The organism is Pseudarthrobacter sp. NPDC058329 (assembly GCF_042879835.1).
Taxonomy (GTDB): Bacteria; Actinomycetota; Actinomycetes; order Actinomycetales; family Micrococcaceae; genus Arthrobacter.
In genome coordinates this window covers 25,132-47,323 of record NZ_JBHVZR010000024.1, presented here as the reverse complement: position 1 = coordinate 47,323, position 22,192 = coordinate 25,132, and the positions used below count along the sequence as shown (strand labels likewise).

Below are 22,192 nucleotides of genomic sequence, written 5' to 3'. Positions count from 1 at the left end.
GATCCATATTGCGATTCTTGCATCACAGTCAGTCCGCGAAACGACTCGGTGCCGTTTGGGCATCCGTCACCGAACGCACCGTTAGCCGAACCCTCAACGGGATAGTCTCTCCCAACGCCCTATGACCGGCGTCAGGGGTGTGACTGGCCAGTTGAACCACAGGAAGACGCAACTCTTAGAATCGCTCTCGCGGCGGAATAGCTGCTTTGACTTCATGGCGCGGAGAGATGCGGAGCGATGCCATGACGATCGACCTTTTGCTGCTCGCTCCCAACTAGGTCAGCGCCCGTCGGGCAACATCGACCTGAGTTCTTCTGCACGAGAAGCGCTGCGCTGGCGCTGGCGTCGGGTGAAACTTCGAGCCTGCATATCTAGGACTGCCCGGCTGCCGACCGCTCCCACGCCCAACAGTTGACCCACCCGACGAATTGCTTCGTCCACGTCCCCTGAATCCTCAATCACTTGAAAGACCTCGTCACGCCGATCCATCGCCTGCATCAAAGCTTCGAGGATCATCAATTCTTCCCTGTGCCGCTCATCCTGATCCATATTGCGATTCTTGCATCACAGTCAGTCCGCGAAACGACTCGGTGCCGTTTGGGCATCCGTCACCGAACGCACCGTTAGCCGAACCCTCTACGGGACAGTTTGGTGCTGGCGCTGGTTCTAGTGGCTATTCATATCAATTTTCTGATCACACCTTGCGGCCGTGGCACTGAACGCCGAGGCCTAGACTTGGCCCAATATCCATTTCGTAGGAATGCTGATCAGGATGTTTGAAACTTTTGCCAACAGCTTTACGCCATCGTCCATGGAGTGCGCCCCCTCAAGACATACGACTGAAGATGCGGTTCCAATCCTCCAAGATCTTTTTGAGGAATATGGTGGAACTACTTTCGATGGCGGTCTTTACCGAGTCCATAGCGCCGCATCCTCCCGAGAAGCTTCGGAAGCCGCTGCGTACGCATTCCCCGCTCTCAAGACCGCCTGGGTATGCTTTGGTTTTGACTGGCTGGGACGCCAGTTTGCCCTCGACTTTCATCGAGGAAGTCCAGAGAACCCTGAGGTAGTGCTCCTGGAACCAGGAACCGGAGAAGCATTAGAGGTACCCGTCGCTTTTTCTGACTTCCACGACTACGGGCTTTCCCGCTACAGGGACTCCTGTCTTCTACCGGACTTCTTCCGAAACTGGCGTGCATCGGGAGGACAGGAGCCAAAATTCAATCAATGCATCGGCTACAAAACGCCCCTGTTCCTCGGAGGCAGCGACGACGAATCAAATTTGGAACTAACCGACATTGACGTTTACTGGTCAATCACAGGACAACTCATCGTCGCCACCCGCGATCTTCCGGATGGTGCTTCCATTTCAAGTTTGGGGATACGCAACTGAGGCAGAGGCTTCCTGTGATGCCCTTAGCGCCAAGGTCCCATCCCTGGGCCTTGCAGGTTGAGCGTCCTAGTACCCAACCCTCAGTGGGACGACGGGGCCGGCCAGCTGGCCTGCTGGGTGTCAGCTTTCGTGGCTCTGTCCGCGCTGCTTCAAGAGGGCTCTTTGCTCCTCATGTTTGTGTAACGGGAGTGACTATGACACTGCCAATCGAGCGGTTCACTCCCCACAGGAGGACAGAACCGTCATCTTTCCTGACGGCTATGGTTTGTTTGACTGCCAAGATGTCGATGTTCTCGGGGTAAGCGTGCCCCGTCTTGGTGCTGAATTCTTCTCCAAATCTGCGGTTGATAAGAGGCCGAAGCAGTTTCTGCTTACGGGATGCATAGAACGCGAACCCAGCGGTGAGGACGAGGGCTACCCCCATGATGGCGAAGCTGATCTCTCGGGGAACCTCGATGTTTCCGAATGATAAAACGAGCGACAGGATCCAGAAGACTAGAAAGAGTAATCGCCACGAAACGTCCAGCGTTTTGTATTTTCGCATCTCGGGCAAGTCGATCGTGAAAGTGTTCGAGTCATTACCCATGGATCTCCCCCGATTCGGTGATGGGCAAATCCTATTACCCCGTCGTTTAGGCGAGAAGGCTAGTCGGGATCCTAAGGCCAGGCCAAGGGCCCGTAAGGGGCCGGTCCCGCAAATGTCCCATTAGACGGTGGCTGGCCGCGACGCTTCTACGCACCTTACGACCGCAATGCTTCTCCGCCGCGTTTGAGGAACCTCCAATGGGGCAATAAGTCACATCCGCTTTTGGAAATAAGTGATCAGCGGCGGCACTGAAATCAGGATGGTGACTGCCGCTCCAGCCGTTATATAAAGGATCTCCGCTTCTGGAAAGAGCGCGCGAAGGCCAAAAGAGATAAAAATGCCCGCTACTAGCCCAGAAATACAGAGAAGCAAAAGCTTTGGGAAGCCTGGTTCGCCCGCCATGTCGACCTCCTTGGTCACTGTCCTTCTCTCAACATGGTGAGGGGCTGCTTGAGGTGACCTTCACCCTGTGGTGGGCCAATCCTACGCGCCGTTTGAAAGCCAGCTGCTGATAGGCCTTTACTGTCCCATTTGAGGGTCCCTCACCGCGACAGTAGTTCTCTGACCTGCGGTTTTACACTGCGGCCGTTCAAGGTACTGCGTATACCCCGCCCGTAAAAATGCCCGGTGAAGGTAGCTCAAACGCGACACTCCAAAACAGGCCGCACTCGGCACTGACCGCCCCCCCTTGGCCGTGCCCCGGGTTGAGCCTTATGAACTGCTTTTCAGGGTGCCACGGTAAGGCGTGCAGGCCCTGAGCGCGCATTCAGTTACCTTCATAAGAGCCTGTTGCGACGATGGTTGGAAACCGCCCAGCCTGAGCTGTGCGGAGGGCTCCGCCTGCCCGCCAGTGGGCATAACCGTTCCCGCAAGCCCTGGGTTCCGCTGCGCTCCACCCAGGAACCGGTCCTGCGCTGCGCTCCGGACTGTAGAGCGTTGTTTGCCCTGCATCTGGCTGGGTTTGTTCTCCGCACCTAAACTGCCCGCAGGCCGGGGGCCCGACAGGGCTGGCCCGGTCCTAACCCGCCGGCTTTGTGTCTGCCGAGGAGGCCTCTGCCGGAAAGCTGCGGAGCATGGCGGCCATGCTCCGCACGCTCGCTGGGTCTTCCTGCCAGGGCTTGCCGTTCCGGGTGCAGGCATGAAAGCTTTTCACGGCCGAGTCCTTAGCCGCTACGGCGAGGTCGGCCCAGGCCTCCTGTAGTTCCGCCAGCTGCGCCGGCGTCAGCGGCTCCGGCACTGCCGGATCAATGACGGCTGTTGAACCTGCCATGCCGTCGGCTATCGCCGGGCGTCTCTTAAAAAAGCTTCGCAGCCACATAGCCCTTGCCCCTCTGAAGTAGATGTCCCGCCAGGAGGAGAACTCCCCCGAGTTCCGCTGCACCTGGCGAGATCGCTCCTACGCTACCAATGCGGGCAGGATCCCCGGCAAGAAAAGAGAGGGCGCGCATTCCAGGGAATGCGCGCCCGCTGCTTTGCAAACATCCTGCTGCTTACGCCTTCGAGCATCCCACAATGGGGTCGCGGTTGATTCTTAGGCCCGCCGCCACCGGCCAACTGGGGGGAGTGGCCGATGACGGAGGACAGTCTCATTTTACGCTCGCCAAGCCTGGTTTCCGCTGGCGCTTCAACCAGTTGAGGGGCGTCCGCTGGCGCGGCCGACTGTTGGGTGTTGCCGGTCGTCGCAGAGCTCCTGCCCGTCATCACCTGTTGTTTAGAAGCGTTTTTTGTGGCTGTCCTGCGGATCATACGGTTCCGCTCCGGCTCAAGCTCCTGACCCTTCGTTCCTCAGGGCCCTGCGGCACCGGGATTCTTCGACGGCGCTCCTGCGTCGCTTATTCCCTTACGAAGATTCCCGGCACCTTGCCCTGGCGGGAGGAGACGCCTCCGTCGGCCCCGTAGAGCACTTCGTGCCAGCAACAAAAAACAACTGGGGGAGCGGGGAAGCTGGCCGGTCACCATTGGCCGCCCCACCCACCAACCCTTTCGGCAAAAAAGGAGCACCACCACATGAACGCAATCACGATCAAGACCGTGACCACCGCTGACACCGGCGAAACCATCGACAACGTGCCAGCACTGGGCGATTACCACATGAACGACGGCTACGACTGGATGGACCTCATCAGCGAGCACGGCTGGGCTGTGATCCCCAGCTGGGGTTGTGACGGTTGGGATTTGGGCCAGTGGCCTTACGTCATGGTCGCGGGGATTCGCACCGCCGATGAGATCGGCAACCTGTTCGGCATGGCCACCTACTGCGAGGGCGACGTTCGAACGACGTTCTACCGGACCAAGGCGAGGTTCTGGGATGCCATCACCGAGCAGGCGTTCTTCCACTGGAAGAACGGTCAGGCCCAAGGCCCGGAGGACCTGCCCGAAGCCGCTGCCGAACTGCCTAGCCGCTACCGGATGCCCTCCATGTTCCAGGAAGCGGCCTAACCATCGCCACCAGCCGGTGCCCCGCCCACAGCGGCGGGGCACCGCACCCCCAAAAAACACCATCACCTGAGAGGACGAACTACCGATGAGCACCTGCACCGCCCTAATCATCCCCGCGGACCTGAACGAACCGGCCCGCATGGAATCCATCGACGCCGGTCTGGACAACCTGCAGACCCTCGTTGAAGGCAACATCGAAGCCGTCAGCGGCGACGACTGGCATTTCTACCTGAACGAGGAAGGCAAAATTCGAGGCCTTGACCCCAACCGCCGCGCCGCGCTGCTGGTCCTTGAAGCCACCGGGGCCCTGTTTGACGTGTATTGCGGGAACGTCGTGGTCCTGGGCGAGACACCCGACGGGGACGAGGGCGATGTACCCGAGCACCTGATCGACCTCGCACAGCAACTCTTCGGCCTGCGCGAAACAACGCCCTAAGCACAGGCGGGATGCTCACTGACTCAAATGAGTGAGTGAGCATCCCGCTAATGAAGGATCGACCACTCGCCCAGGGTGCGCGGGCGGTCCGCCGCTAGTGGCCGGCTTTGGGTGGGTGGTTGCCGGCGGCGGACCGCCATTTCCGCCAACGAACCCGTGCGGTCACCTGGTGCGTGCGGCAAGCCCGAGCAGGGGCGGACGTTGGGAAGGATCCGTGGGGACGAACGAATGCAGCTCGCAGGGCTCGCTCCGTTTGGGCGTCCGCTGGCGCGGCCGACTGTTGGGTGTTGCCGGTCGTCGCAGAGCTCCTGCCCGTCATCACCTGTTGTTTAGAAGCGTTTTTTGTGGCTGTCCTGCGGATCATACGGTTCCGCTCCGGCTCAAGCTCCTGACCCTTCGTTCCTCAGGGCCCTGCGGCACCGGGATTCTTCGACGGCGCTCCTGCGTCGCTTATTCCCTTACGAAGATTCCCGGCACCTTGCCCTGGCGGGAGGAGACGCCTCCGTCGGCCCCGTAGAGCACTTCGTGCCAGCAACAAAAAACAACTGGGGGAGCGGGGAAGCTGGCCGGTCACCATTGGCCGCCCCACCCACCAACCCTTTCGGCAAAAAAGGAGCACCACCACATGAACGCAACACCCACGCTCGAAATGCTCGACCCCGCCACGCTCACCGTTGATATCAACGTCCGCAAGGACGCCGCGTTGACCGCTGACTTTGTTGCCAGCATCAAGGAACATGGCGTGATGGAACCGGTGATCGCCCACCGGAAGGACGACGGCACCGTGCACGTCCTGATGGGCCAGCGCCGCACCCGCGCCGCTGTCGAAGCCAAGCGCCCGGAAATCCCGGTGATGATCATCGACTCACCCGAGGAAGCCGAGCGGATCGTGACGCAGGTGGTGGAGAACATTCAGCGCGCCGAACTGACCGAAGCGGACGAAGCAGACGCCTATCACCAGCTCTCACTGATCGGTGTTTCAGCGGCAGCGATCGCGAATAAGACCGGCCGGACCAAGACCACCGTGGAGGGTGCTTTGAAGGCCAAAGCATCCGAGGCCGGAGCCGCCGCCCTGGGCAAAGGCTGGAGCATCGAGGAAGCGCTAATCATGGCTGAATTTGAGTTGGACGAAGAGGCCACCCTTGAGTTGGAATCGGTCATCATGGACGAACCCGACCAGCTGCACCACGTCGCGCAGCTGCTGCGTGACCGCCGCGAAAGCGCCGCCGCACGCGCCGCGCTGATTGAGGAATTGGAAGCCCAGGGCAAGGCCATCGTTGAGGACGCTGGACACTACGCGGATGAGGAAAACCTGTATGTCTCAGCGGCCAACAGGGCGGACGGTGAACCGGCCACCGACGAGGACGCGAACGCCTATGTGGTCAGCACTGACTACCGGGGCCAGCACCATGCCAAGCCAGCCATCACGGGCTGGAAGGATCTTGGTTTTACACCGAAGTACGAACGCTACGACGGTGGCAGCAATGTGCAGAAAGGTCCGATGACCGAGGAGCAGAAGGCTGAGCGGAAGACCCTGATAGAGAACAACCGAGCCATGGTTTCGGCTACGACGGTACGCCGAGGGTTCGTCAAAACCCTGTTGTCGAAGAAACAGGCACCCAAGGGCTGGCAGTACTTCACCGTCCACGCGATCACCCACCACTCTGAAACGGCCAGCGGGTACGAGGGGGAGGTGGCCGCTGACATGGTTGGTGCGAAGGTCGAAGGGTCCAAGAAATGGGGTTGGAACCCGCTGCGTGATCACGTGGCAAAATCTGCGACCCGGCCCGAGTTCTCCCTGATCGCACTGGTGTGCGCAGGATATGAGAGGACCATTGCCAAGGACTCATGGCGGTCCCCGTCTCAAACCCATCGTGACTACCTGAATCAGTTGGTCCTTTGGGGTTACACGCCCTCGACCGTTGAACTGCTGATTCTCGACAGCGGCAAGGCCAGCGAGGTTGCCGCCGCCTAAACTGGCGCACGCTTTGCCGGGCGGTATCCTGTCGAACCCGCCCGGCAAGGCCCTCCGGGCACTCACCACGAACATGCCGGACACCTCACAAAAGTGGGGCGGTCCGCCGCCGCGTGCGAACCACAGTAGCCACTCACCAACGACGGACCGCCGTTCAGCGCCACCAGCCGAGCATTCACCAGGTGCCGCGCTGCCAGGAACAACGACGCACCTTACCCGCTCCCACACACCTGACGAAAATTTCAGCTACGCTGAACCTAGTTTTCCTTTTGCCGAAGGACAAAGAACGACCGGCCCACAGGCCGGTCGTTCCTTGTTTAACCCGCAAAGCAGGTCACGCGTTTTCTTGGTGATCCGAGGCCACGCATTCGCGAACCTTAGCAGGCACCTTCCCTGTCCCTGCATGGCACGCTATAGAGGCTGTGCACAGCCACCGCTCACCCATGGCGGACGTGCGCACCGGGTGGTGACGTGGTGGTTGTGTGCAGGTGGTCCGATGGGTCCCGTCGTCCAGGTGTGTGCGGGAAAAGCAGCGGAGCGATTGGGCTTTTGCCGTGCACAGGTGGGCGAGGGGCAAGCTACCCGACCGAGACGCTTTCTGCCCCTGCGGTTTCTGCCTGGGCAGACGTTGAGCGGCGGGGCTTGATGGTCCCGCGCGGGCGGCCGCCGGCCTTACGGGCCGGAGCATCGATGCCGAACCCTCGAAGGTCCGTTTCGGTCCAGTCCGAGCGGAGCGCGGCGGCATAGTCCTTTGCGTACTTCTGTTCAGCGGCGGCGAGCAGTTCGGCTGCCTCGCGCAGTTCAACGCCGCTGGCAGCAACGGTCCTGACGGCGTCTACTTTCCGGTCACGGGCGGCGTCGATTTTGGCTGCCGCTTGGGCGGCAATTGCGTTGATGTCCATGCCACGAGCGTAACCGCCCAGGGCCGGTGGCTGGTGGAGGTTAAAGCTGTGTCGGCACACGGGTGCCGAAAACCAGCCAAAGCAACCTGCCGGAGCAAGCTATGTGGTTATGTGCCATAACCGCGTGTCGATCCACGGCCTTCGGTCGTGGTTCGGCGACACTGGAGTGGCGGCCCGGAGATTCCGGGGCGCTGCGCTGGGCATTTGGGGGAGGGGCAACGGATGGGCGAAGAGCAGAAGCCAGTCCGTCGTTTCACACGCCGCCGCCGCGCCAACATCGACGGGGACACCCAATACGTTCGGGTTTCCATGTCGCAAAGGGAACGCGCTCAGCTTGCTGTCCTGGAAGAACGCACCGGACGCAGCCCGTCGGAGATTCTGGTCAGCGCAGCGTTGTACTCCGAGAACTCCGAATCCCTCGCAGAGCGACGTGCCATGGCGGTGGAGTTGATGGCCGCCCGCCGCTACCTCGCTGCCCTGTCGAACAACGTCAACCAGCTCGCCAAGCACGCCAATGCGACCGACGAATTTCCCGAAGCTGTACGCGTCGTTCTCACGCGCGTCCGGGCCATCACTGACCGCATCAATGGCATGCTCGATTCGTTGGTGCGCTGATGATTCCCAACATCACCAAGGGCACCCGCATGCAGGGCCTCATCGCATACCTTGCCGGTCCAGGGCGCGCCAACGAACACACCGACCCGCATCTCGTTGCCGGCTCACCGTCGATCATGGCGTGGCACAACGACGACGAACTCAACGCCTCCGCAGCGCAGGCCATCGCCCGCGAACTCGACCAGGCAAAGGACGTCCTCGGAATTGAAGTCACTGGCGGCCACGTCTGGCACTGCTCACTTTCCCTGCGTGCGGAAGAGGGAGATTTGACGGACCAGAAGTGGGGAGAGATCGCCCAGGACTTCATGGACGAAATGGGATTCACCGAAGCCAGCGGACGTGCACCGGTCCAGTGGGTAGCGATACGCCACGGCCACAGCAAAGCCGGAAACGACCACATTCACATCGCAGCATCCATGGTCCGCGAAGACGGCACCAAATGGGACAGCTGGAAAGACTTCCCCAGGGCCCAAAAAGTGGCACGTGAACTGGAAAAGAAGTACGGCCTGGAAGAACTGTCCCCCACGCACTCCACGCGAGGACTTCGTCCAGGAGAACGCGAAGCGTCCGAACGACGTGGCGCACCGGAACCCGAACGGCGCTCACTTGAACGCAAGGTCCGTGCCTGTGCCACGTCCGCCAAGGACGAAGCAGAGTTTGTGCGCCGTGTCCGTCGAACGGGAGCGCTGGTCCGTCCGCGCTACGCGTCGGGACGTGATGATGTTGTGGTGGGTTACAGCGTGGCCGAACGTCCCCCGAAAGGTGGCCGGCCCGTGTGGTTTGGCGGCGGTCATCTGGCCAAGGACCTGGCGCTACCTAAGCTCCGCCGCGAGTGGCAGGACACCCCTCAGTCAGCAGGCGAGGCCGTAGCCGAATGGGGAGCTGCAGCGCGCGGACGGCGCCCTGTCATTATCGGTCGTGAAGCTTACGAACCGGACCCCCAACAGTGGGAGCGGTACAGCAACGAGGTCGCCCAGTTGCGCGAAACCTTGCGCTCCGTACCAGTGGACGATCACGCCGCCTGGGCTCACGTCGCGCGGGAGACGGCTGGCGCTTTCGCGGCCTGGTCAACAGCCACCGAAACCGTCCCTGGTCCGCTGGCCGCGGCCGCGACGGAACTGTCCAAGACAGCCCAGCTGCGCCGGTACCCGGTCAAACCGGTGAGGACCGTCGGACCGTCAGCCCGCGGAGCTTCCCTGCTGCTGATGACGGCCACAGCTGGATCCGGAACGGCCGCCCAGGCAATCATGCTGCGGCAACTGCTCAACGTCTCTAAAGCCATCCATGACATGCACCAGGCGAACAACGACCTGCGCCGCTCACGTCAGATCAATGCCATGGTCCGCACACAACTGGTGATGGTAGCCAACGCACTACCACCCGTGCCGGCAGCGCCTCCTGCGCCCGCGGTACAGCAGGAAGCAGCGAACGTTACCCCTGTGGCGGTAGTGGACGCCGAGTTGGCCGAAACGGTACGCCGTGCACGCGAAGGACTGGCACCAATCAATAAGCCAGGCTCTGTCCTGCCACCCAAATACGAACGCCCAAGAACGCCCACAACGACCCGGACCGGAAACGACCGCCCGGACATCGAGCGATAGCACCAGGAAGGCAACTCATGAGCGAATCAGACGGACTGGACGAAGTAGTAGAAACGATGTTCCGCACAGGCCTGACGGCCGCGGGACGAATCGGTGAAGAACTGGCACGCGCACGAGAAAAATCAGCGCGTGAAGCCGCAGCAGCCGAGGACCAAAAGGGGCGCGAACTGATGGCCCGTCTCGAGGGCGAACGCGCAGCCGCACGCGCGCAGCTCGCACCCGCCCTGGATGCCCGCTGGTGGGACACCGCCAAAGCAGAAGACATCGTGCGCGTCCACCAAACCGCCACAGCATGGAAGGGCCACGACCCCATGGCGCGCTCAGCCGCCGACACTATCCGCGAGCAGGTACAGCAACGCTACGGGATCGACGTCGACGGCTTGGGAAACGGTGCGGACGGTGCGGCTGAACTGAATGAAGCTGCACATGCAAAGACTCAGGCCCAGGAAGAACGCACAGCAGCAGCCGGGGAGAACGCCCAAGCCGGCCAGCTTTTAGCAGAAGCCGAACGCGCCGACAAAGCCCACCGGGAAAGCGTCGACGCCGACAATGCCCAGCCCGAACAGCTGACGGGCGAAGCCGTTGCGACATACGATTCAGCAGAACGCCGGGAAGCCCTCGCAAACAGCCTCGACCACATCGGAGACAGGGAAGCCGTGCAGGCCCGCCTAATCGCCGACCGGAACCAAGCAACACCGCCGGGGGCAGCGGTGACATCGAAGCAGGGGAACGCGCCAAAGGCTCGAAAGACCCGCGGCACTCCTGGGGCTGCCAAACAGGCCCAGAAGGATCTCACACGCTAGGAGCATGCACGCATGTCTGCGCATCTGGTCGTTCCCGAAACACTCTAAGGTGCCTGGCGTTTCCGCCATCCCTCTCCTGCACCGAACGCCCACCGTTCTACCTCGTCAGCACCCACGGTGCGCTCGGCTGAGGACAGTTCAGCGGCCCATGCCTTCATCACTTCAATGGCCGCAAGATATGTGCCCACCGGGTAGTTCGTGGATCGCGGTTGGAACACCGGCTTACCTGTCTCCTTGAAAAGCGTGGCTAGCACACGCGCATCGACGATGAGACTCGGGTGCCCGACGGCGCCCGCCCCAGCAAAATACAGGTACTTGGTGAAGAAGTTTGGACCCCATGACTTCAGGGCCGGGTACCTTCCTGGTTGCAGCAGCAGAAAAGCAGCCTTCGGATCATGTACAGCCAGCTGGGCGGCGTTGCGTAGAAGCGACGCCGCACGGATTGGGGCGGCGTTGATCGATGCGATTCGCCCCGGAGTGTTTCGGTGATTAGTTCCTGTGCCCCACGCCAGTGACTGCCAAAAAAGATGGAGCGCTGCCACGCCGCTCTCGTCTTCTCGTGCGGCAGCAGCGAGGCCGAAAAGACCGCCACGGCTAATCAGACCGATTTCCGTGCCGCCGTCTTCACCCAACAAGGGGGTACCTGGCAACTGTGCGGCCATTCCGTTCCATTTGCCAATATTCAACTTGAAGCCGTGGCCATCGATCGTATGGTTTCGTGGGTGGGATTGAACCCATGCGGCTAATGCCGTCGGATGCGTCGTCATCGGGACAGCCTACGATTTCTAGGCATATTTTTTGCAATGATTTTCGTGGTCCAGTGGCTTTATATCCGCTCAGAAAATGCGCCGTTCGACTTTTTGTCGTGGCTCACGGCTATCCTGACGTCCAACGAACACACTGTGCAGGGCGGAGTGCGCCGGCACTTGGGGGACAGGAAATACGGCATGCCACGAACCAGGGTTTTCGCTGGCAACAGCTGCGAGATTTGTGGGCAGACTATTCCCACAAATGGGACCACCATCGCCCAGCAACGCAAGGCACGGTTCTGTTCCATGACATGCCGCCGCGCAGCGTCGACCCGGCACGATTCCAGCTGCGAACACTGCGGCAAGAGCTTCAGCGTGACAGCCTCAATCGCGAAGCAGAGATTTTGTTCCGTTCCCTGTCGTAGTGCTGCCGGCCGGAGGGAAGTCATCTGTGAGCACTGCAGAAAGACGTCCAGCCTCAAAGCCAACCGGGCGAAGTTTCAGCGTTTTTGCAGCCGGGCCTGCATGTTTGCGGCTTTGGGGTGCGCTGTATGTTCCAAAATCCGTCCCGCGGCCAGGCAAGCGGCGGGTGACAGGTACTGCTCGGACGACTGCGCCGTAATTTCGAAACTTGACGAGCTTGCCGCCCTAACCGGGACGCGCTTTGCTGTATGCGGCAGATGCAAACAAATGCTATCGGCCGACCACTTCACCCAACAGCAGAGCAACCGGAATGGTCTGTCCGGGATTTGTAAGGACTGCGCCCGCGGATACTACGAGCAAAATAAGGACAGTTACCGCCTTCGGCGCTATAGCTACCAGGCAGCGCCGGGCGGCATCGTTGTTGAGTTCACTACAGTCCAGCAGCTAGCGCGCTTCGCACTCTGGGGTGGACGCTGCTGGATGTGCGGCATCGAGGGGGCAACGCAGACGGACCATGTGAAGCCCATCTCCAAAGGTGGGTCCCATTGCTTGGCCAATTTGAGACCGATCTGCCAATCCTGCAACTCGTCAAAAGGTGGCCGCTGGCCACTAACCAAGGCACAGCTAGCAGCTAACTTTCGGCACCCAAATCCCCGTGCGGGGAGGGACGAGCATGCGTCTCGTAAGCCCCGTGTCGAATGGACCTGCCCACAGTGCAAGACGTCATCACTCATCAGGGCACATCTGGTAGCGAGGAAAAAGTACTGTTCGAAGGCGTGTAGTACCGAGGCAAGGCGCATGCGGCGGCTGCCCAAGACATGCCTGAACCCACAATGCGCTAAGGCATTTGAAGTGCCGGACCACAAAGGGAGCAGAGAACGGAAATTTTGCTCCATCGAATGCGCCTGGGCCGCCCGAAACCGGCCAGCCCACTGGGCCCCAATAGCTGAAGGTCAGCTACGGCTGTTCTAGCAACGATCTGCTCACGGCTCTGAGAAGCCAGGGTCAGGATCCGCACCTCGTGCAGTCACCTGAAACTCCTCGGGTATCTCTTCAAAGTCCCCTTTTCGCTTGGGGATGGGATCCGAGGCGTTTACCGCCCATCCATCACCGGCTAACTCCAGCGTCCTCAGCTCGCGCGGAGTGAGGCAAAGCCCGCAGTTAATACAACCAAAAGCCATGGGGGTCCACACTTCCCCCTGAGCCCAGGCCTTAGGCTCCCGGTCTGGCTCAGCAGGCTCATAAAAGGTTGTGTTCTCTATCTCGCACAAGAGTGCGCCGTTCTGCGATTTGCAGGACGGACACTTCCACGGAGTCTTCTGCGGATGCGTGAAGGAGTAGTCCTCGTCGAAGATAGTGGCGGACCAAAGGCCAAGGAACTCGTTGGCATCATCAGGTGCGGAATCGGCAACCGACCCCGTTTGGGAAGCTTCCTTATGCTCCTTAATCTTGCCCTTGATCAGTTCCGCGGAGGACTGGCGATACTGATACTGAAACACTTCTACGAAATGGTCCACCCCCATGAAGGGCCACTCAAGACCTGATATGGCGTTCTTGGCCCTGTCATACATAGAAGTAAGTGAATACATTGCCTCTGCAATGTCACTAAGCCGGGACTCGGCTGCCAAGTGGCATGCGGCATTCCGGACCTTCATTAAGGTTTTGAACTCGTCTAGGGCGAGGACTGTCGGTATCTCATCAATCTTCGTATGAATATAGAAAGCGTCTTCCGCGGTGCAGGATCGAACGTCAGCCAGATCCTTCGAATAGTCCTCTGATGAGAAAGTTAGTCGGGCAGTCAGGGCGCCGCCCTTCTCACCTGGGGTGAGCTCAGCCAACAGACCAGGAGACTGGCGAGCCAAAAGGTACTTCAGCAGTAGTTCGGTTGCCATTCCTGCACACGCGGCGGCATTTAGCCTCTTGTTTAGATCTGGGTCTTGAAACTGGTTCCAAGCAGTACGGGCGTTCCAATTTGCGTACGACAACAAAACTTCAGTGAGCTTCACTTCTCCCCGTATCACTTTTCGGTGACCCTCACCGGCAGAAGAGTTGCTACCGGTGCCTTCTATGACTTCGATAACGATACCCACGCTTCGAATGCCCGTAAGCGAATCAAACCCGATTGCCAGAGTCTGGCAAGTCTCGGGTGTCACTTACGGTGATCTGTCGGTCTAGAACAAACCCTCAGGAGGAGGGTCGCACGGGAGGGCTTTGAGTTTGTTCGCTGCATGGCCGCCGGCAACGGGTTTGCAGCCTTTGAATGGCCCATCGGCAGAGAGCAGGACGCCCATGTGATGGTCCGCGTGGTCCCGCCACCAGATGCTCATTCCGGTTGATCCGTCGAGACGGAGGAATTCCCAGGACCGCCATAAGGCTTCCAGCCGACTAATGGCTTCTTCGTGTTTCCACCACGAGGGGCACCAGGTTCGGTCGGTTCCGCTGAGGCTCCTCCGGTAGGACGGGGACAGGTGTTCCTGGACGAAGGTGATCAGGTCCTTGTAGAACAGTTCCGGTTCAGCTGTTTCTTCTGCTTCCTGCTCTTCTGCTTTCAGTGGCCCTGAAGGTGGGTCGGATACTTCGGGCTCGTCGTCCCATTCGCCCATGTCACTCATCGATTGCGGCCCTGCTGGATGCTGCAGCCGTCACCCAGGGATTCACCGGTTCCGCGTCGGCTGTCTTAGTCGTTGTCTTATTGGAGGGGTCGTGGGCTGCGATGGAGGCCCGGATTTCGGCGTCGTGTTTGCCGCCCATCCAGGGCACTGTTTCGAGCAGCGCGGCGGGGGCGCCGGAAGCGAACATGATGGCGCGGCCGCGGGGGAACGATGCGAGGTCGGAAACGTCCAGGGTGCGTTCCTTACGGTCGTTGTCGTAGTTGTAGGAGACCCCTTGTTTGGATCGGCTTTTCGTCATGTTGGAGTACCGGTACTCCCCCACGAGCTGGGAGACCTCGTTGAGGAATTCGGCTTCGGCGACTCCGCCGCCGTAGACCTTGATGTTGGAGGCGGACCAGAGTTTGCGCATGCCTTCCCGACCCCAGACTTCCACCCCTTGGGACCAGGACTGGAGGATGGTCATTAGGACGATGCCGCGGGAGCCGTAGTGGCTGTAAAGATTCGGGAGCTCGCGCCAACGGCAGACGTTGGCTGCTTCATCGAGGACGCCGATCATGGGTGTTTCGAGGCGGCCGCCCCGTGAGTGGACGGCGAGTTCTTCGGCCGCTTCCACGGTCGCCACCGTCAGGGCGGTCACCAGGGGGCCGGCAGTGCCTTTGCCTTCTTTGGAGAGGCTGTACAGCGTTCCCTTGGAGCGGACGAAGGCGGCTGGGTCGAACTGCGGCCTGTTATCTGCCGGGCCCTGCGGGGTGACCCAGCGGGAGACTTGCCGGTTGGTCAGGCAGGAGGCCATCTGCAGGGCGGTGCCGTAGATGCCGCCGCGTTGTTTGTCGTGGAGATTGATCACGCCCTGGACGGCATTGCCGGTCTGGGTGAAACCTGCCTCCATCAGGATCGGCACCGCTGCGTCGTCGGTGGGATCGGTCAGCCAGGTGTGCACCTGGGTGATGGGAAGATCCGCCAGGGCGGCCGCGAGAAGGAGCCCGGCCAGCAGGTCCTGCCCGGCAGGGTCGAAGTACGCGTCGGTTTGGGCTCCCGGCCCGCGTGAGCCGGAGGCGAAGTGGTCAGCGAGGCGGGCGGCACGCACTTCGTCGGTGACGTAGGACAGCGGGTTCCACCACCAGGTGGGTTCTTCCAGGGCGACGGCCTGCGGGTCAAAGACCCACACGGGGCCCTCAGCGGCGCGGACGTCGCGGGTGCCGTCAACGATGTCGCGCTTGTTGGAGGTGACCAGGGCCGCGCCGGGCGCGGAGAGGATTGCGGGGATCGCACGGGAAGTAGTTTTACCCGTCCTGGGTCCCCAGATGTCGATGTGCATGTCTTCCCAGGACCCGAAGACCATCTGCTTCCCGATCACGGTCTTACCCACCGGGATGCCCGGTGAACCCTCCACGCCCAAGCTTTTGGCCTTCTCCGTGGCGCCGCGCAGGGTCTGTGCCTTCAGGTCTTTGGGAGTTGCCATGTACCGGGCGGCAGCATCAACGCGGGAGCGCTTGGACGCGCCTTTCCGAACTGCACGGGTGATCAGGACAGCCAGAGCCACCAGGAGGAGGCCGAAGCCGACTAAAACCCACGTGGCCGGGGCCGGCCACGTGGCAGTGCCTTTGATCAGGCCCACCAGGAGCTCTGCCGGGTTCTTGGGCAGCTGCTGGCCATCTCCAGCGATGATCGAGCCGAGGTGGACAGCTCCGGAGGTTGCGCCGGCCCCGACCAGGATGACGGCGAGGACGACCCAGAGGGCGATGGTTTCGCCGCTGAGGCTTGAGGCCTTCTTGTTAGGGGCTCCCATTAGACAGTCTCCATTTCGTGGGCGAAGGCGACGCGGTTGCTGCGCTCGTCCGTGATGTGTTTGGCCTTCTCGATGGCGGTGAGGGTCATCTGCACTGGCAGGCCTACCCGGCCGGGGATTTTGAGCAGGATTTTCCCTGCCCCGGGTGGCGGGGCGGGGGTGCCATCGGCGTTCATGTTCGGTTTCCAGTCCGGGGGCGTGTTGAACCCGGCGACGGTGGCGATCTCTTTGCCGTTGAGCGGCTGGACCGCGGAGAGGGCGTGCAGGTCATCCAGGGACAGGGCCATTAGGCCCAAGACGCCGCAGCGCTGGGCGAAGCCCTTGGCGGTTTCCCTGTCTTTGGCGTTGGGGAGGGAGAGGAAGTCTTTGGGGCTGTGGGTGATTTTCAGTTCGCTGACACCGAGGCCGCGGTTGGTCCGTCCGATCCGGTCTGCCCGGTCGATGATGCCTTCACAGGCGCGCATCGGGTACCAGAACTCGTCCTGGACGGCGAGGTAGCCGCCCCAGTGCACGCTCGGGTCGTGCCGGGACAGTTCCCAGTGGGCGTCGATGGCGGAGAAGCCGATGTTCCAGGTTGCCAGCATCGCGGCGGAGAGCAGTTTGGTGTTCGACGCCGGGATGGAGGAGGTGTCGAAGCAGAACCCTCCGGGGTTGCCCACTGGGATGGACATGGATTCGCTGCCGCCAATAAGCGCACCCATTTCGCCGGAGAGCAGGGCCAGCACGGACAGGTGCAGGGCCCGGTATTCGCCCAGGAACTGGGCGGCGTCGTTGCAGGCCACGGCGGAGAGGACTTCCGGGGGCGGGGCAAGGAACGCGTCCACCAGGTCATGCATGGAGGGGCGGCGGACGCGGGAGATGACCGAGCGGACCATCAGGGCCAGGACCGCGTCCTCGCTGTCCGAGAGCGGGCTGCCCCGGTTGATCTGCACGACGAGGGCGACCATGTCCACGGCCTGGCTGACCGCCTGGCGGCGCATGTCCTCACCGGTGGTGCCGCCGATCATGGCGGCGGCCTCCCCCAGGGCGCCGAGGTGTAGCAGGTTGATCTTGTCCCTGCCGCGGGGCCCCACGCGCAGGACCCTGCCGCCGAGGGCTTCGACCATTTCCCCGTACTCGTCCTTGAGCGGGTCAAAGACCATCGGGACGATTCCGCGGGCAGCCATGGAGTAGATGAACCGCTGCGCGACCGAGGACTTGCCGTTGCCGTTCAGGCCAAAGAGCATCATCGAGGACGAGGAAATCAGGCCCGCGTCGTACCAGGTCTTCATGTCCCCGCACACGGCGGTCTCGACGTTCATGTCCCGGCCCAGCGGGGTGCCGGTGTTGGGCCGGGAGGTGCCGGCCGAGAAGGGGTAGATGCCGCAGAGCTGCGTTGAGGAGGAGTACCACTGTGGCGGCTGGGGCATTTTGCCCCAGCGCCCGCCGCCAAAGCCGGTAAACCCTTTGGAGGTTTTGATGTGCCGCATCTTTTCTGCGAGGAGTCGTTTGGCCATGATTGCCTTGCCGTTGCCGGACTTGCCTGAGGTGCTGTCTTTCATCTAGAGGACGCCTTCCATCCAGAGCGGGGTGCTGCTGTACTTCCACGGGAGGATCCCGAACGGCAACGTGGTGTGGAACGCCGCGGACCCGGCGTGCTCCACGAAGCGGTAGGGCATGATGAGCTGGTTCATGATCGACTTCACCTGGTTCAGGGCGTCCCGGTACGACTTCTCATCGGGTGCGAACGTGACGGTGACCATCATCGAGAACAGGGACAGCCGCGCGCCCTGTGCCAGCTCTTCTTCTGTCTTTTCCGCGACCGCCTTGGTGGCCCGGTCAAAGGACGTTGGCCGGCCCTTGCGGGTGCTCATCTTCCAATCCGCGGTTTTCACCAGGCGGTCCACTGTCTTGGCTCCCGTGCCGGGATCCACCGGCCGGTAGAACAATGCGACGCGTTTGCGGAGGAACTTCGCGTTCGGACCGAACACCCGGTCGAAGCTGCGAGACGTGATGTGCGCTCCTGGAGGGACGGTCATCATCAGGGTCATGGACGCAACGCCGTCGTGGAACACCACCCGGCCCTGGGAGTCATCGAAGAAGCCGGGCCCGGCGTGTTCCCAGTCCTGGACAGCGCGGCGGCCGTGCAGGGCGTCCAATGCCATTTCCTGATCCCGCATCGGCTGATAGGACAGCTGCGCGACATGGGCCAGGTCCTCTTCCACGAGGGGAGTCGGTGACCCGGCACCGGCGGCCGCGAGCATCTGGGTCTGGCCGGGAAGGCGGGCGGCGACCTCGGCAACAGCGGAGGACACGTCCTTATCCGTTGCCCCCAGCGCGGGAGCGTCCCAAACCATCGTGGCGTACACGTTCATTACCGCCGAGCGGGCAGGCAGGGTTCCAACAGCATGGTCAAGAACTTCCTTGGCGAAGGCCGGGGCGTTCGGTGCGACATCGTCGCGGATGGCAGCGCACGTCGCCGCGGAGGACTCGGAGGCCGAATCAACAACGATCGTCGCTCCGGTGAGGCCATCTTCGACGCTCAGTGAAGAGACCCAGGCCCCGAAGTTGGCGACCTGGGCGTTGACGACAGATTGTTCCTGCATGGCCGCCCCGTCCGGGGAGCAGCCGAAGACGGCCGCCAGCTGCCGGACCGCCTTATGGTGCAGCAGCGAGTACGCACGTCCAAGGCCATCAGTGCCGGAAATCGTCTCTACGTCCAGCAGTGCACCAGGCAGGCGCTCCGCATCTTCCGGTGGAAGCGTGGACAAGGCCCCGGTGACGTAGAACGCCGAACCGGTGGACTTCCGCGAAGCCAACGACAGGGCATCAGTGGCCTTGCCGATAACAGTGCGGCCACCGAACCGCACGACACCGAGCAGGACCACCAATGCCGTGCCCACAAGGACAACAAGAGCCAAAAGAAGCAGGCCCCGCATCAGGCTCAAGAGACCAAAGAAAAGGCCCGCGCACGAGATGACTATCCCGCCCAGCGGCAGACCGAACAGCCCCGGAGAAGCGGGCTTGAGCCAATTGCCGAATTTTTCCTGTGCAGCATTCTCGCTCATGATCCAAGCACATCCTTTCCGTCAGTGTTCTGTGTTCCCTGCGCGATGGAACCGCCCAAGGACTGGGTCGCAGCCTGCAACCCACCGTTACCGCCGGAGGCTCCCTTAGCGACCGCCCCACCCGCTGAAGAGCCGCCCGTGGAGGCTCCCGCGGAACCGGCGCCCCCACTGCTGCCGCCGGAGCCACCCGGGGCGACTGATCCACCAGAGTTTGAAGGAGCAGAGTTGCCGGAGGGCCCTGCAGGGGCGCCACCCGGTGCCATACCGCTGGAGCTGGCAGGAGCAGCCATGGACGTCATTCCTTGGGCGGTGACGGCTCCACCAGAGGGGCCGGCTGTTCCAGCGAAGCCTGCGGCGCCCTTGGCACCTGCGCTGGCACCACCGGTGGCGACGGCAGCGCCGGCAGCAACACCAGCGGTCACGACCGCGGCGCCTGCCCCCAGCGCCATGGATCCACCCGCAGCGGAGCCCATCGCAGCGGTGGCGGGGCTCAGCAGCTTCATCAGCGCGGGCAGAGCAGCAACTGCCAGGACCAGCAGCAACATTCCGTTGATGACCCCTCCAATGCCGTCACCACCGGACTTCAACTTCCACGCAAAGGCGTAGATGATCGCCGCAATTGGTTTGTAGAGCAGGAACGCGACAAGCCACATCGTGACTTTGGAGAAGCTTTGCTCGGCACCGCGGATCATGGCTGCAGCAGCAGCGACAGGCCAAATAGCGACCAGTAAGGGCAGCACCGTGGCGCGCACAATCATGATGACCCACTGCAGCAAGGTGGCGACGACGCCGAAGATCCCGGCCACGATCGCCAGCCCGGGCCCTATCTGGCTCACCGCCCCTGCGGCAGGTCCCAGCTGCTCATAGCCCTGAACGGTGACACCTGCTTCATCGAGGATGTACTTCGAGAAAGCGTCACCGGCCGGGATGGCGACCTGCATCAGAGTTGTTCCTGCGGTGGTCACGAGAAAAACCATGAGAAGGGACTTGGCTGCCTTCACGGCCTTGTCTCCACGGGCGTGGACCATCGTCCACACGCAGGCGACCATGATGCCGACGGTAGACATGAAGATGCTGAGGAGCTGCAGCTGATCGGTCAGCCATGCCATGGATTCGCCCTCGAGGCTGACCATCATTCCCGCATCCAGCCACGAGGTGAGGAAGCCCTTCATGATGGAGTCCCAGGCCCCCATCATCGCCTCACCGAGGCTGTTGGCACCCGAATCCACGGCACTGTTCACTGCTCCCTGCGTCGCGTCCTGAACGCCCCCGATGACGTTCGCGGCGGCACAGGCAGGTCCGGAAAAGATGGTGCAGTCAGCCATTCGAACTAACCCATTCCACGAAGCTGCCCTTCACCGGAACGGGAGGTTGTCCTACGAACATCGAGCCGTCGTCAACGACTTTTAGTTTCCAGTCCCCGTCAATCCAGCGGAATGTGAGCGGGAGCCCCGTGTAACCGCTGGTACTAATAGGTGTCTCTATTACGAGCGTGATGGCAGCTTCGTCCTCGCTAAAGCTGTCCACAACGAACCCGGCGAAAGAAGCCGGACTGCTGGCCGCAGGTTCATCGGGAGTCTTTCCCAGGAGTACATCCTTGCCCTTTGATTCCATCGTGTAGAGCTCCACGGTTTTCCGGGCACTGATCACGTTCGCCGACGCGTTCATAGACACGGCGGTGAGCGCCGCTCCCAGCGGTGAGTGGGCGAAACAGACAGGAAAGCCGTCCTTTGTCTGGGTGGGGCCGTAAGTGTCAGAGACTGGCCATGTCCAGCCGTTCTTTGCTTCCCAGCGGAGGTCACTGGGCATGGCCGGCTTGGAGGACGTGTCCCCTTCCGGGACGTTGCAGCCTTCCGTCGGTTGGGCGGTGCTCTCCTGTGCCTGCGGTGCGTTCTGCGGGGCTGGCTTTACGAGGATGAGGAACGCCAGGACAGCGACGATGAAGACGACGGCGATAGCGGCCCACCATGCGGTTTTGCCTCGGAGGGTTTGAGGCTTTTGTACTTGGCTCATGGGCTGTTCCTTAGCTGACGAAGAGTGTTGCCAGCACACCGGAGGTGCCTAGTCCGATGGCGCCGGTGAGCCACCAGCCGGCTTTGGACATGAACTCTTCGCCGCGGCCGCGCTGGTGGGCGAAGAAGAGACCGATGAAGAGGATCATGAGGCCCAAAATCGCGAGGGACCCGCCGATGATCTGTGCCCACAGGATCACGGTGTCAAGGCCGTCCTGGACTTCCTGGGGCAGGGGCTTGGCTTCCGTGACGACGTTGGTTGCTACGTCGGTGAGTGTGGTCAGGATGGTCATTTCATTTCTCCTTTAGTCGTGGAAAGCGCGGCACGGACTTTTGCCAGGTCCTTGGCCGGTACATCAGTGAAATCAGCCAGCGCGGAGCGCTTGATCAGCAGCCCTGATACCCACGGGACGGGGATCAGGGGCACTGCACCGGCTAAAACTTTGAGCTCGTTCTGAATCATCCGCGGAGTCCGTCCCGGTACAGCCGGGACGATCAGGACCGCGCTGAACGCTGCCGGGCCGTGGGCGGCGATAGCTGCCTTCGCCGCGTCGATGCCGTGCAGGCTGGCGCGGGCGACAAGCACGACCGGTGCTCCATCGGCGGGCAGTTGCTGGCCGTGGTCTGCCCCGTCCAGGATCGCGGCCCAAGCAGTGGCTCCCGCACCGCCATGCGCGGCTACGAAACCGGTTCTCTGTTCCTCAGCGGCCGGGGCCGGGTCCTCAACAGGTGCGGAGGCCCGGACTTCCGGTGCGATGCTCTGCGCGGCCGTCACCCAGGGGCTGACGCTCTCGGTCTTTTCGGTCACGT

Annotated in this window: 23 protein-coding genes; 8 read left to right on the top strand and 15 right to left on the bottom strand. The window is 61.8% G+C overall.

Translation table 11 applies throughout. The features are described 5' to 3' along the window. Window positions 1–279: 279 nt before the first annotated feature. On the bottom strand, window positions 280–549 hold the full coding sequence (locus ACFVYC_RS21065; RefSeq protein WP_387553952.1) for a DNA gyrase subunit A: 270 nt from the start codon (window positions 547–549) through the stop codon (window positions 280–282). 223 nt (window positions 550–772) lie between these two features. Here ACFVYC_RS21065 and ACFVYC_RS21060 point away from each other — a divergent pair, with 223 nt between their 5' ends. Then, window positions 773–1,393 carry a T6SS immunity protein Tdi1 domain-containing protein gene (locus ACFVYC_RS21060; protein ID WP_387553950.1) on the top strand — a complete coding sequence of 207 codons (621 nt, stop codon included), beginning with the start codon at window positions 773–775 and terminating at the stop codon, window positions 1,391–1,393. 169 nt (window positions 1,394–1,562) lie between these two features. Here ACFVYC_RS21060 and ACFVYC_RS21055 read toward each other — a convergent pair whose 3' ends face one another. The 3 genes from ACFVYC_RS21055 to ACFVYC_RS21045 form a co-directional block, all read right to left on the bottom strand. Further along, entirely contained in the window at window positions 1,563–1,979 is a 417-nt protein-coding gene (locus tag ACFVYC_RS21055; RefSeq protein ID WP_387553948.1) for a hypothetical protein, read from the bottom strand. A gap of 210 nt (window positions 1,980–2,189) precedes the next feature. Continuing rightward, complete coding sequence (locus ACFVYC_RS21050) at window positions 2,190–2,381, bottom strand: hypothetical protein (RefSeq protein WP_387553946.1); 192 nt, start codon at window positions 2,379–2,381, stop codon at window positions 2,190–2,192. Window positions 2,382–2,997: 616 nt separating this feature from the next. Further along, entirely contained in the window at window positions 2,998–3,249 is a 252-nt protein-coding gene (locus ACFVYC_RS21045) for a hypothetical protein (protein WP_387553944.1), read from the bottom strand. 737 nt (window positions 3,250–3,986) lie between these two features. On the opposite strand from ACFVYC_RS21045, the gene ACFVYC_RS21040 reads away from it, so the two are divergent. The 3 genes from ACFVYC_RS21040 to ACFVYC_RS21030 all read left to right on the top strand — a co-directional run bounded on the left by ACFVYC_RS21040 (window position 3,987) and on the right by ACFVYC_RS21030 (window position 6,829). After that, window positions 3,987–4,418: a hypothetical protein gene (locus ACFVYC_RS21040; protein WP_387553942.1), complete on the top strand. Its 432-nt coding sequence runs from the start codon at window positions 3,987–3,989 to the stop codon at window positions 4,416–4,418. 85 nt (window positions 4,419–4,503) lie between these two features. Beyond that, entirely contained in the window at window positions 4,504–4,854 is a 351-nt protein-coding gene (locus ACFVYC_RS21035; protein WP_387553940.1) for a DUF3846 domain-containing protein, read from the top strand. A gap of 625 nt (window positions 4,855–5,479) precedes the next feature. Further along, window positions 5,480–6,829: a ParB/RepB/Spo0J family partition protein gene (locus ACFVYC_RS21030; protein ID WP_387553938.1), complete on the top strand. Its 1,350-nt coding sequence runs from the start codon at window positions 5,480–5,482 to the stop codon at window positions 6,827–6,829. A 578-nt stretch (window positions 6,830–7,407) separates the two neighbouring features. Here the strand turns inward: ACFVYC_RS21030 and ACFVYC_RS21025 are convergent. Beyond that, on the bottom strand, window positions 7,408–7,731 hold the full coding sequence (locus ACFVYC_RS21025; protein WP_387553936.1) for a hypothetical protein: 324 nt from the start codon (window positions 7,729–7,731) through the stop codon (window positions 7,408–7,410). A gap of 222 nt (window positions 7,732–7,953) precedes the next feature. Here ACFVYC_RS21025 and mobC point away from each other — a divergent pair, with 222 nt between their 5' ends. The 3 genes from mobC to ACFVYC_RS21010 are packed head-to-tail and all read left to right on the top strand — an operon-like array spanning window position 7,954 to window position 10,750. Further along, complete coding sequence (gene mobC, locus ACFVYC_RS21020) at window positions 7,954–8,346, top strand: plasmid mobilization relaxosome protein MobC (RefSeq protein ID WP_387553934.1); 393 nt, start codon at window positions 7,954–7,956, stop codon at window positions 8,344–8,346. Then, window positions 8,346–9,947, top strand: coding sequence for a relaxase/mobilization nuclease domain-containing protein (locus tag ACFVYC_RS21015; RefSeq protein ID WP_387553932.1), 1,602 nt, complete (start codon window positions 8,346–8,348; stop codon window positions 9,945–9,947). Before mobC ends, ACFVYC_RS21015 begins: the two co-directional genes overlap by 1 nt. 17 nt (window positions 9,948–9,964) lie before the next feature. After that, the gene (locus ACFVYC_RS21010) at window positions 9,965–10,750 is read left to right on the top strand and encodes a hypothetical protein (RefSeq protein ID WP_387553930.1); all 786 of its coding nucleotides are present in this window, start codon (window positions 9,965–9,967) and stop codon (window positions 10,748–10,750) included. A 44-nt stretch (window positions 10,751–10,794) separates the two neighbouring features. Here the strand turns inward: ACFVYC_RS21010 and ACFVYC_RS21005 are convergent, their stop codons facing one another. Then, a complete protein-coding gene (locus tag ACFVYC_RS21005; RefSeq protein WP_387553928.1) occupies window positions 10,795–11,517 on the bottom strand; it encodes a hypothetical protein in 723 nt (240 codons plus the stop codon). Here ACFVYC_RS21005 and ACFVYC_RS21000 point away from each other — a divergent pair. Further along, the gene (locus ACFVYC_RS21000; protein ID WP_387553926.1) at window positions 11,506–12,894 is read left to right on the top strand and encodes an HNH endonuclease; all 1,389 of its coding nucleotides are present in this window, start codon (window positions 11,506–11,508) and stop codon (window positions 12,892–12,894) included. The genes ACFVYC_RS21005 and ACFVYC_RS21000 overlap by 12 nt on opposite strands. A gap of 11 nt (window positions 12,895–12,905) precedes the next feature. Here ACFVYC_RS21000 and ACFVYC_RS20995 read toward each other — a convergent pair whose 3' ends face one another. The 9 genes from ACFVYC_RS20995 to ACFVYC_RS20955 form a co-directional block, all read right to left on the bottom strand. After that, complete coding sequence (locus ACFVYC_RS20995) at window positions 12,906–14,012, bottom strand: hypothetical protein (RefSeq protein ID WP_387553924.1); 1,107 nt, start codon at window positions 14,010–14,012, stop codon at window positions 12,906–12,908. Between the two features lie 81 nt (window positions 14,013–14,093). Further along, complete coding sequence (locus ACFVYC_RS20990) at window positions 14,094–14,534, bottom strand: DUF4913 domain-containing protein (RefSeq protein ID WP_387553922.1); 441 nt, start codon at window positions 14,532–14,534, stop codon at window positions 14,094–14,096. After that, window positions 14,527–16,323, bottom strand: coding sequence for a type IV secretory system conjugative DNA transfer family protein (locus ACFVYC_RS20985; protein WP_387553920.1), 1,797 nt, complete (start codon window positions 16,321–16,323; stop codon window positions 14,527–14,529). The genes ACFVYC_RS20990 and ACFVYC_RS20985 overlap by 8 nt, the downstream gene beginning before the upstream one ends. Beyond that, the gene (locus ACFVYC_RS20980; protein ID WP_387553917.1) at window positions 16,323–17,864 is read right to left on the bottom strand and encodes an ATP-binding protein; all 1,542 of its coding nucleotides are present in this window, start codon (window positions 17,862–17,864) and stop codon (window positions 16,323–16,325) included. The genes ACFVYC_RS20985 and ACFVYC_RS20980 overlap by 1 nt, the downstream gene beginning before the upstream one ends. Beyond that, on the bottom strand, window positions 17,865–19,370 hold the full coding sequence (locus ACFVYC_RS20975; RefSeq protein ID WP_387553915.1) for an SCO6880 family protein: 1,506 nt from the start codon (window positions 19,368–19,370) through the stop codon (window positions 17,865–17,867). It abuts the gene before it with no gap. Then, on the bottom strand, window positions 19,367–20,695 hold the full coding sequence (locus ACFVYC_RS20970; RefSeq protein WP_387553913.1) for a hypothetical protein: 1,329 nt from the start codon (window positions 20,693–20,695) through the stop codon (window positions 19,367–19,369). Before ACFVYC_RS20970 ends, ACFVYC_RS20975 begins: the two co-directional genes overlap by 4 nt. Next, window positions 20,688–21,383 carry a hypothetical protein gene (locus ACFVYC_RS20965; protein WP_387553911.1) on the bottom strand — a complete coding sequence of 232 codons (696 nt, stop codon included), beginning with the start codon at window positions 21,381–21,383 and terminating at the stop codon, window positions 20,688–20,690. Before ACFVYC_RS20965 ends, ACFVYC_RS20970 begins: the two co-directional genes overlap by 8 nt. A 10-nt stretch (window positions 21,384–21,393) precedes the next feature. Further along, window positions 21,394–21,675: a hypothetical protein gene (locus ACFVYC_RS20960; RefSeq protein ID WP_387553909.1), complete on the bottom strand. Its 282-nt coding sequence runs from the start codon at window positions 21,673–21,675 to the stop codon at window positions 21,394–21,396. Further along, the gene (locus ACFVYC_RS20955; protein ID WP_387553907.1) at window positions 21,672–22,190 is read right to left on the bottom strand and encodes a hypothetical protein; all 519 of its coding nucleotides are present in this window, start codon (window positions 22,188–22,190) and stop codon (window positions 21,672–21,674) included. Before ACFVYC_RS20955 ends, ACFVYC_RS20960 begins: the two co-directional genes overlap by 4 nt. Window positions 22,191–22,192: the final 2 nt, after the last annotated feature.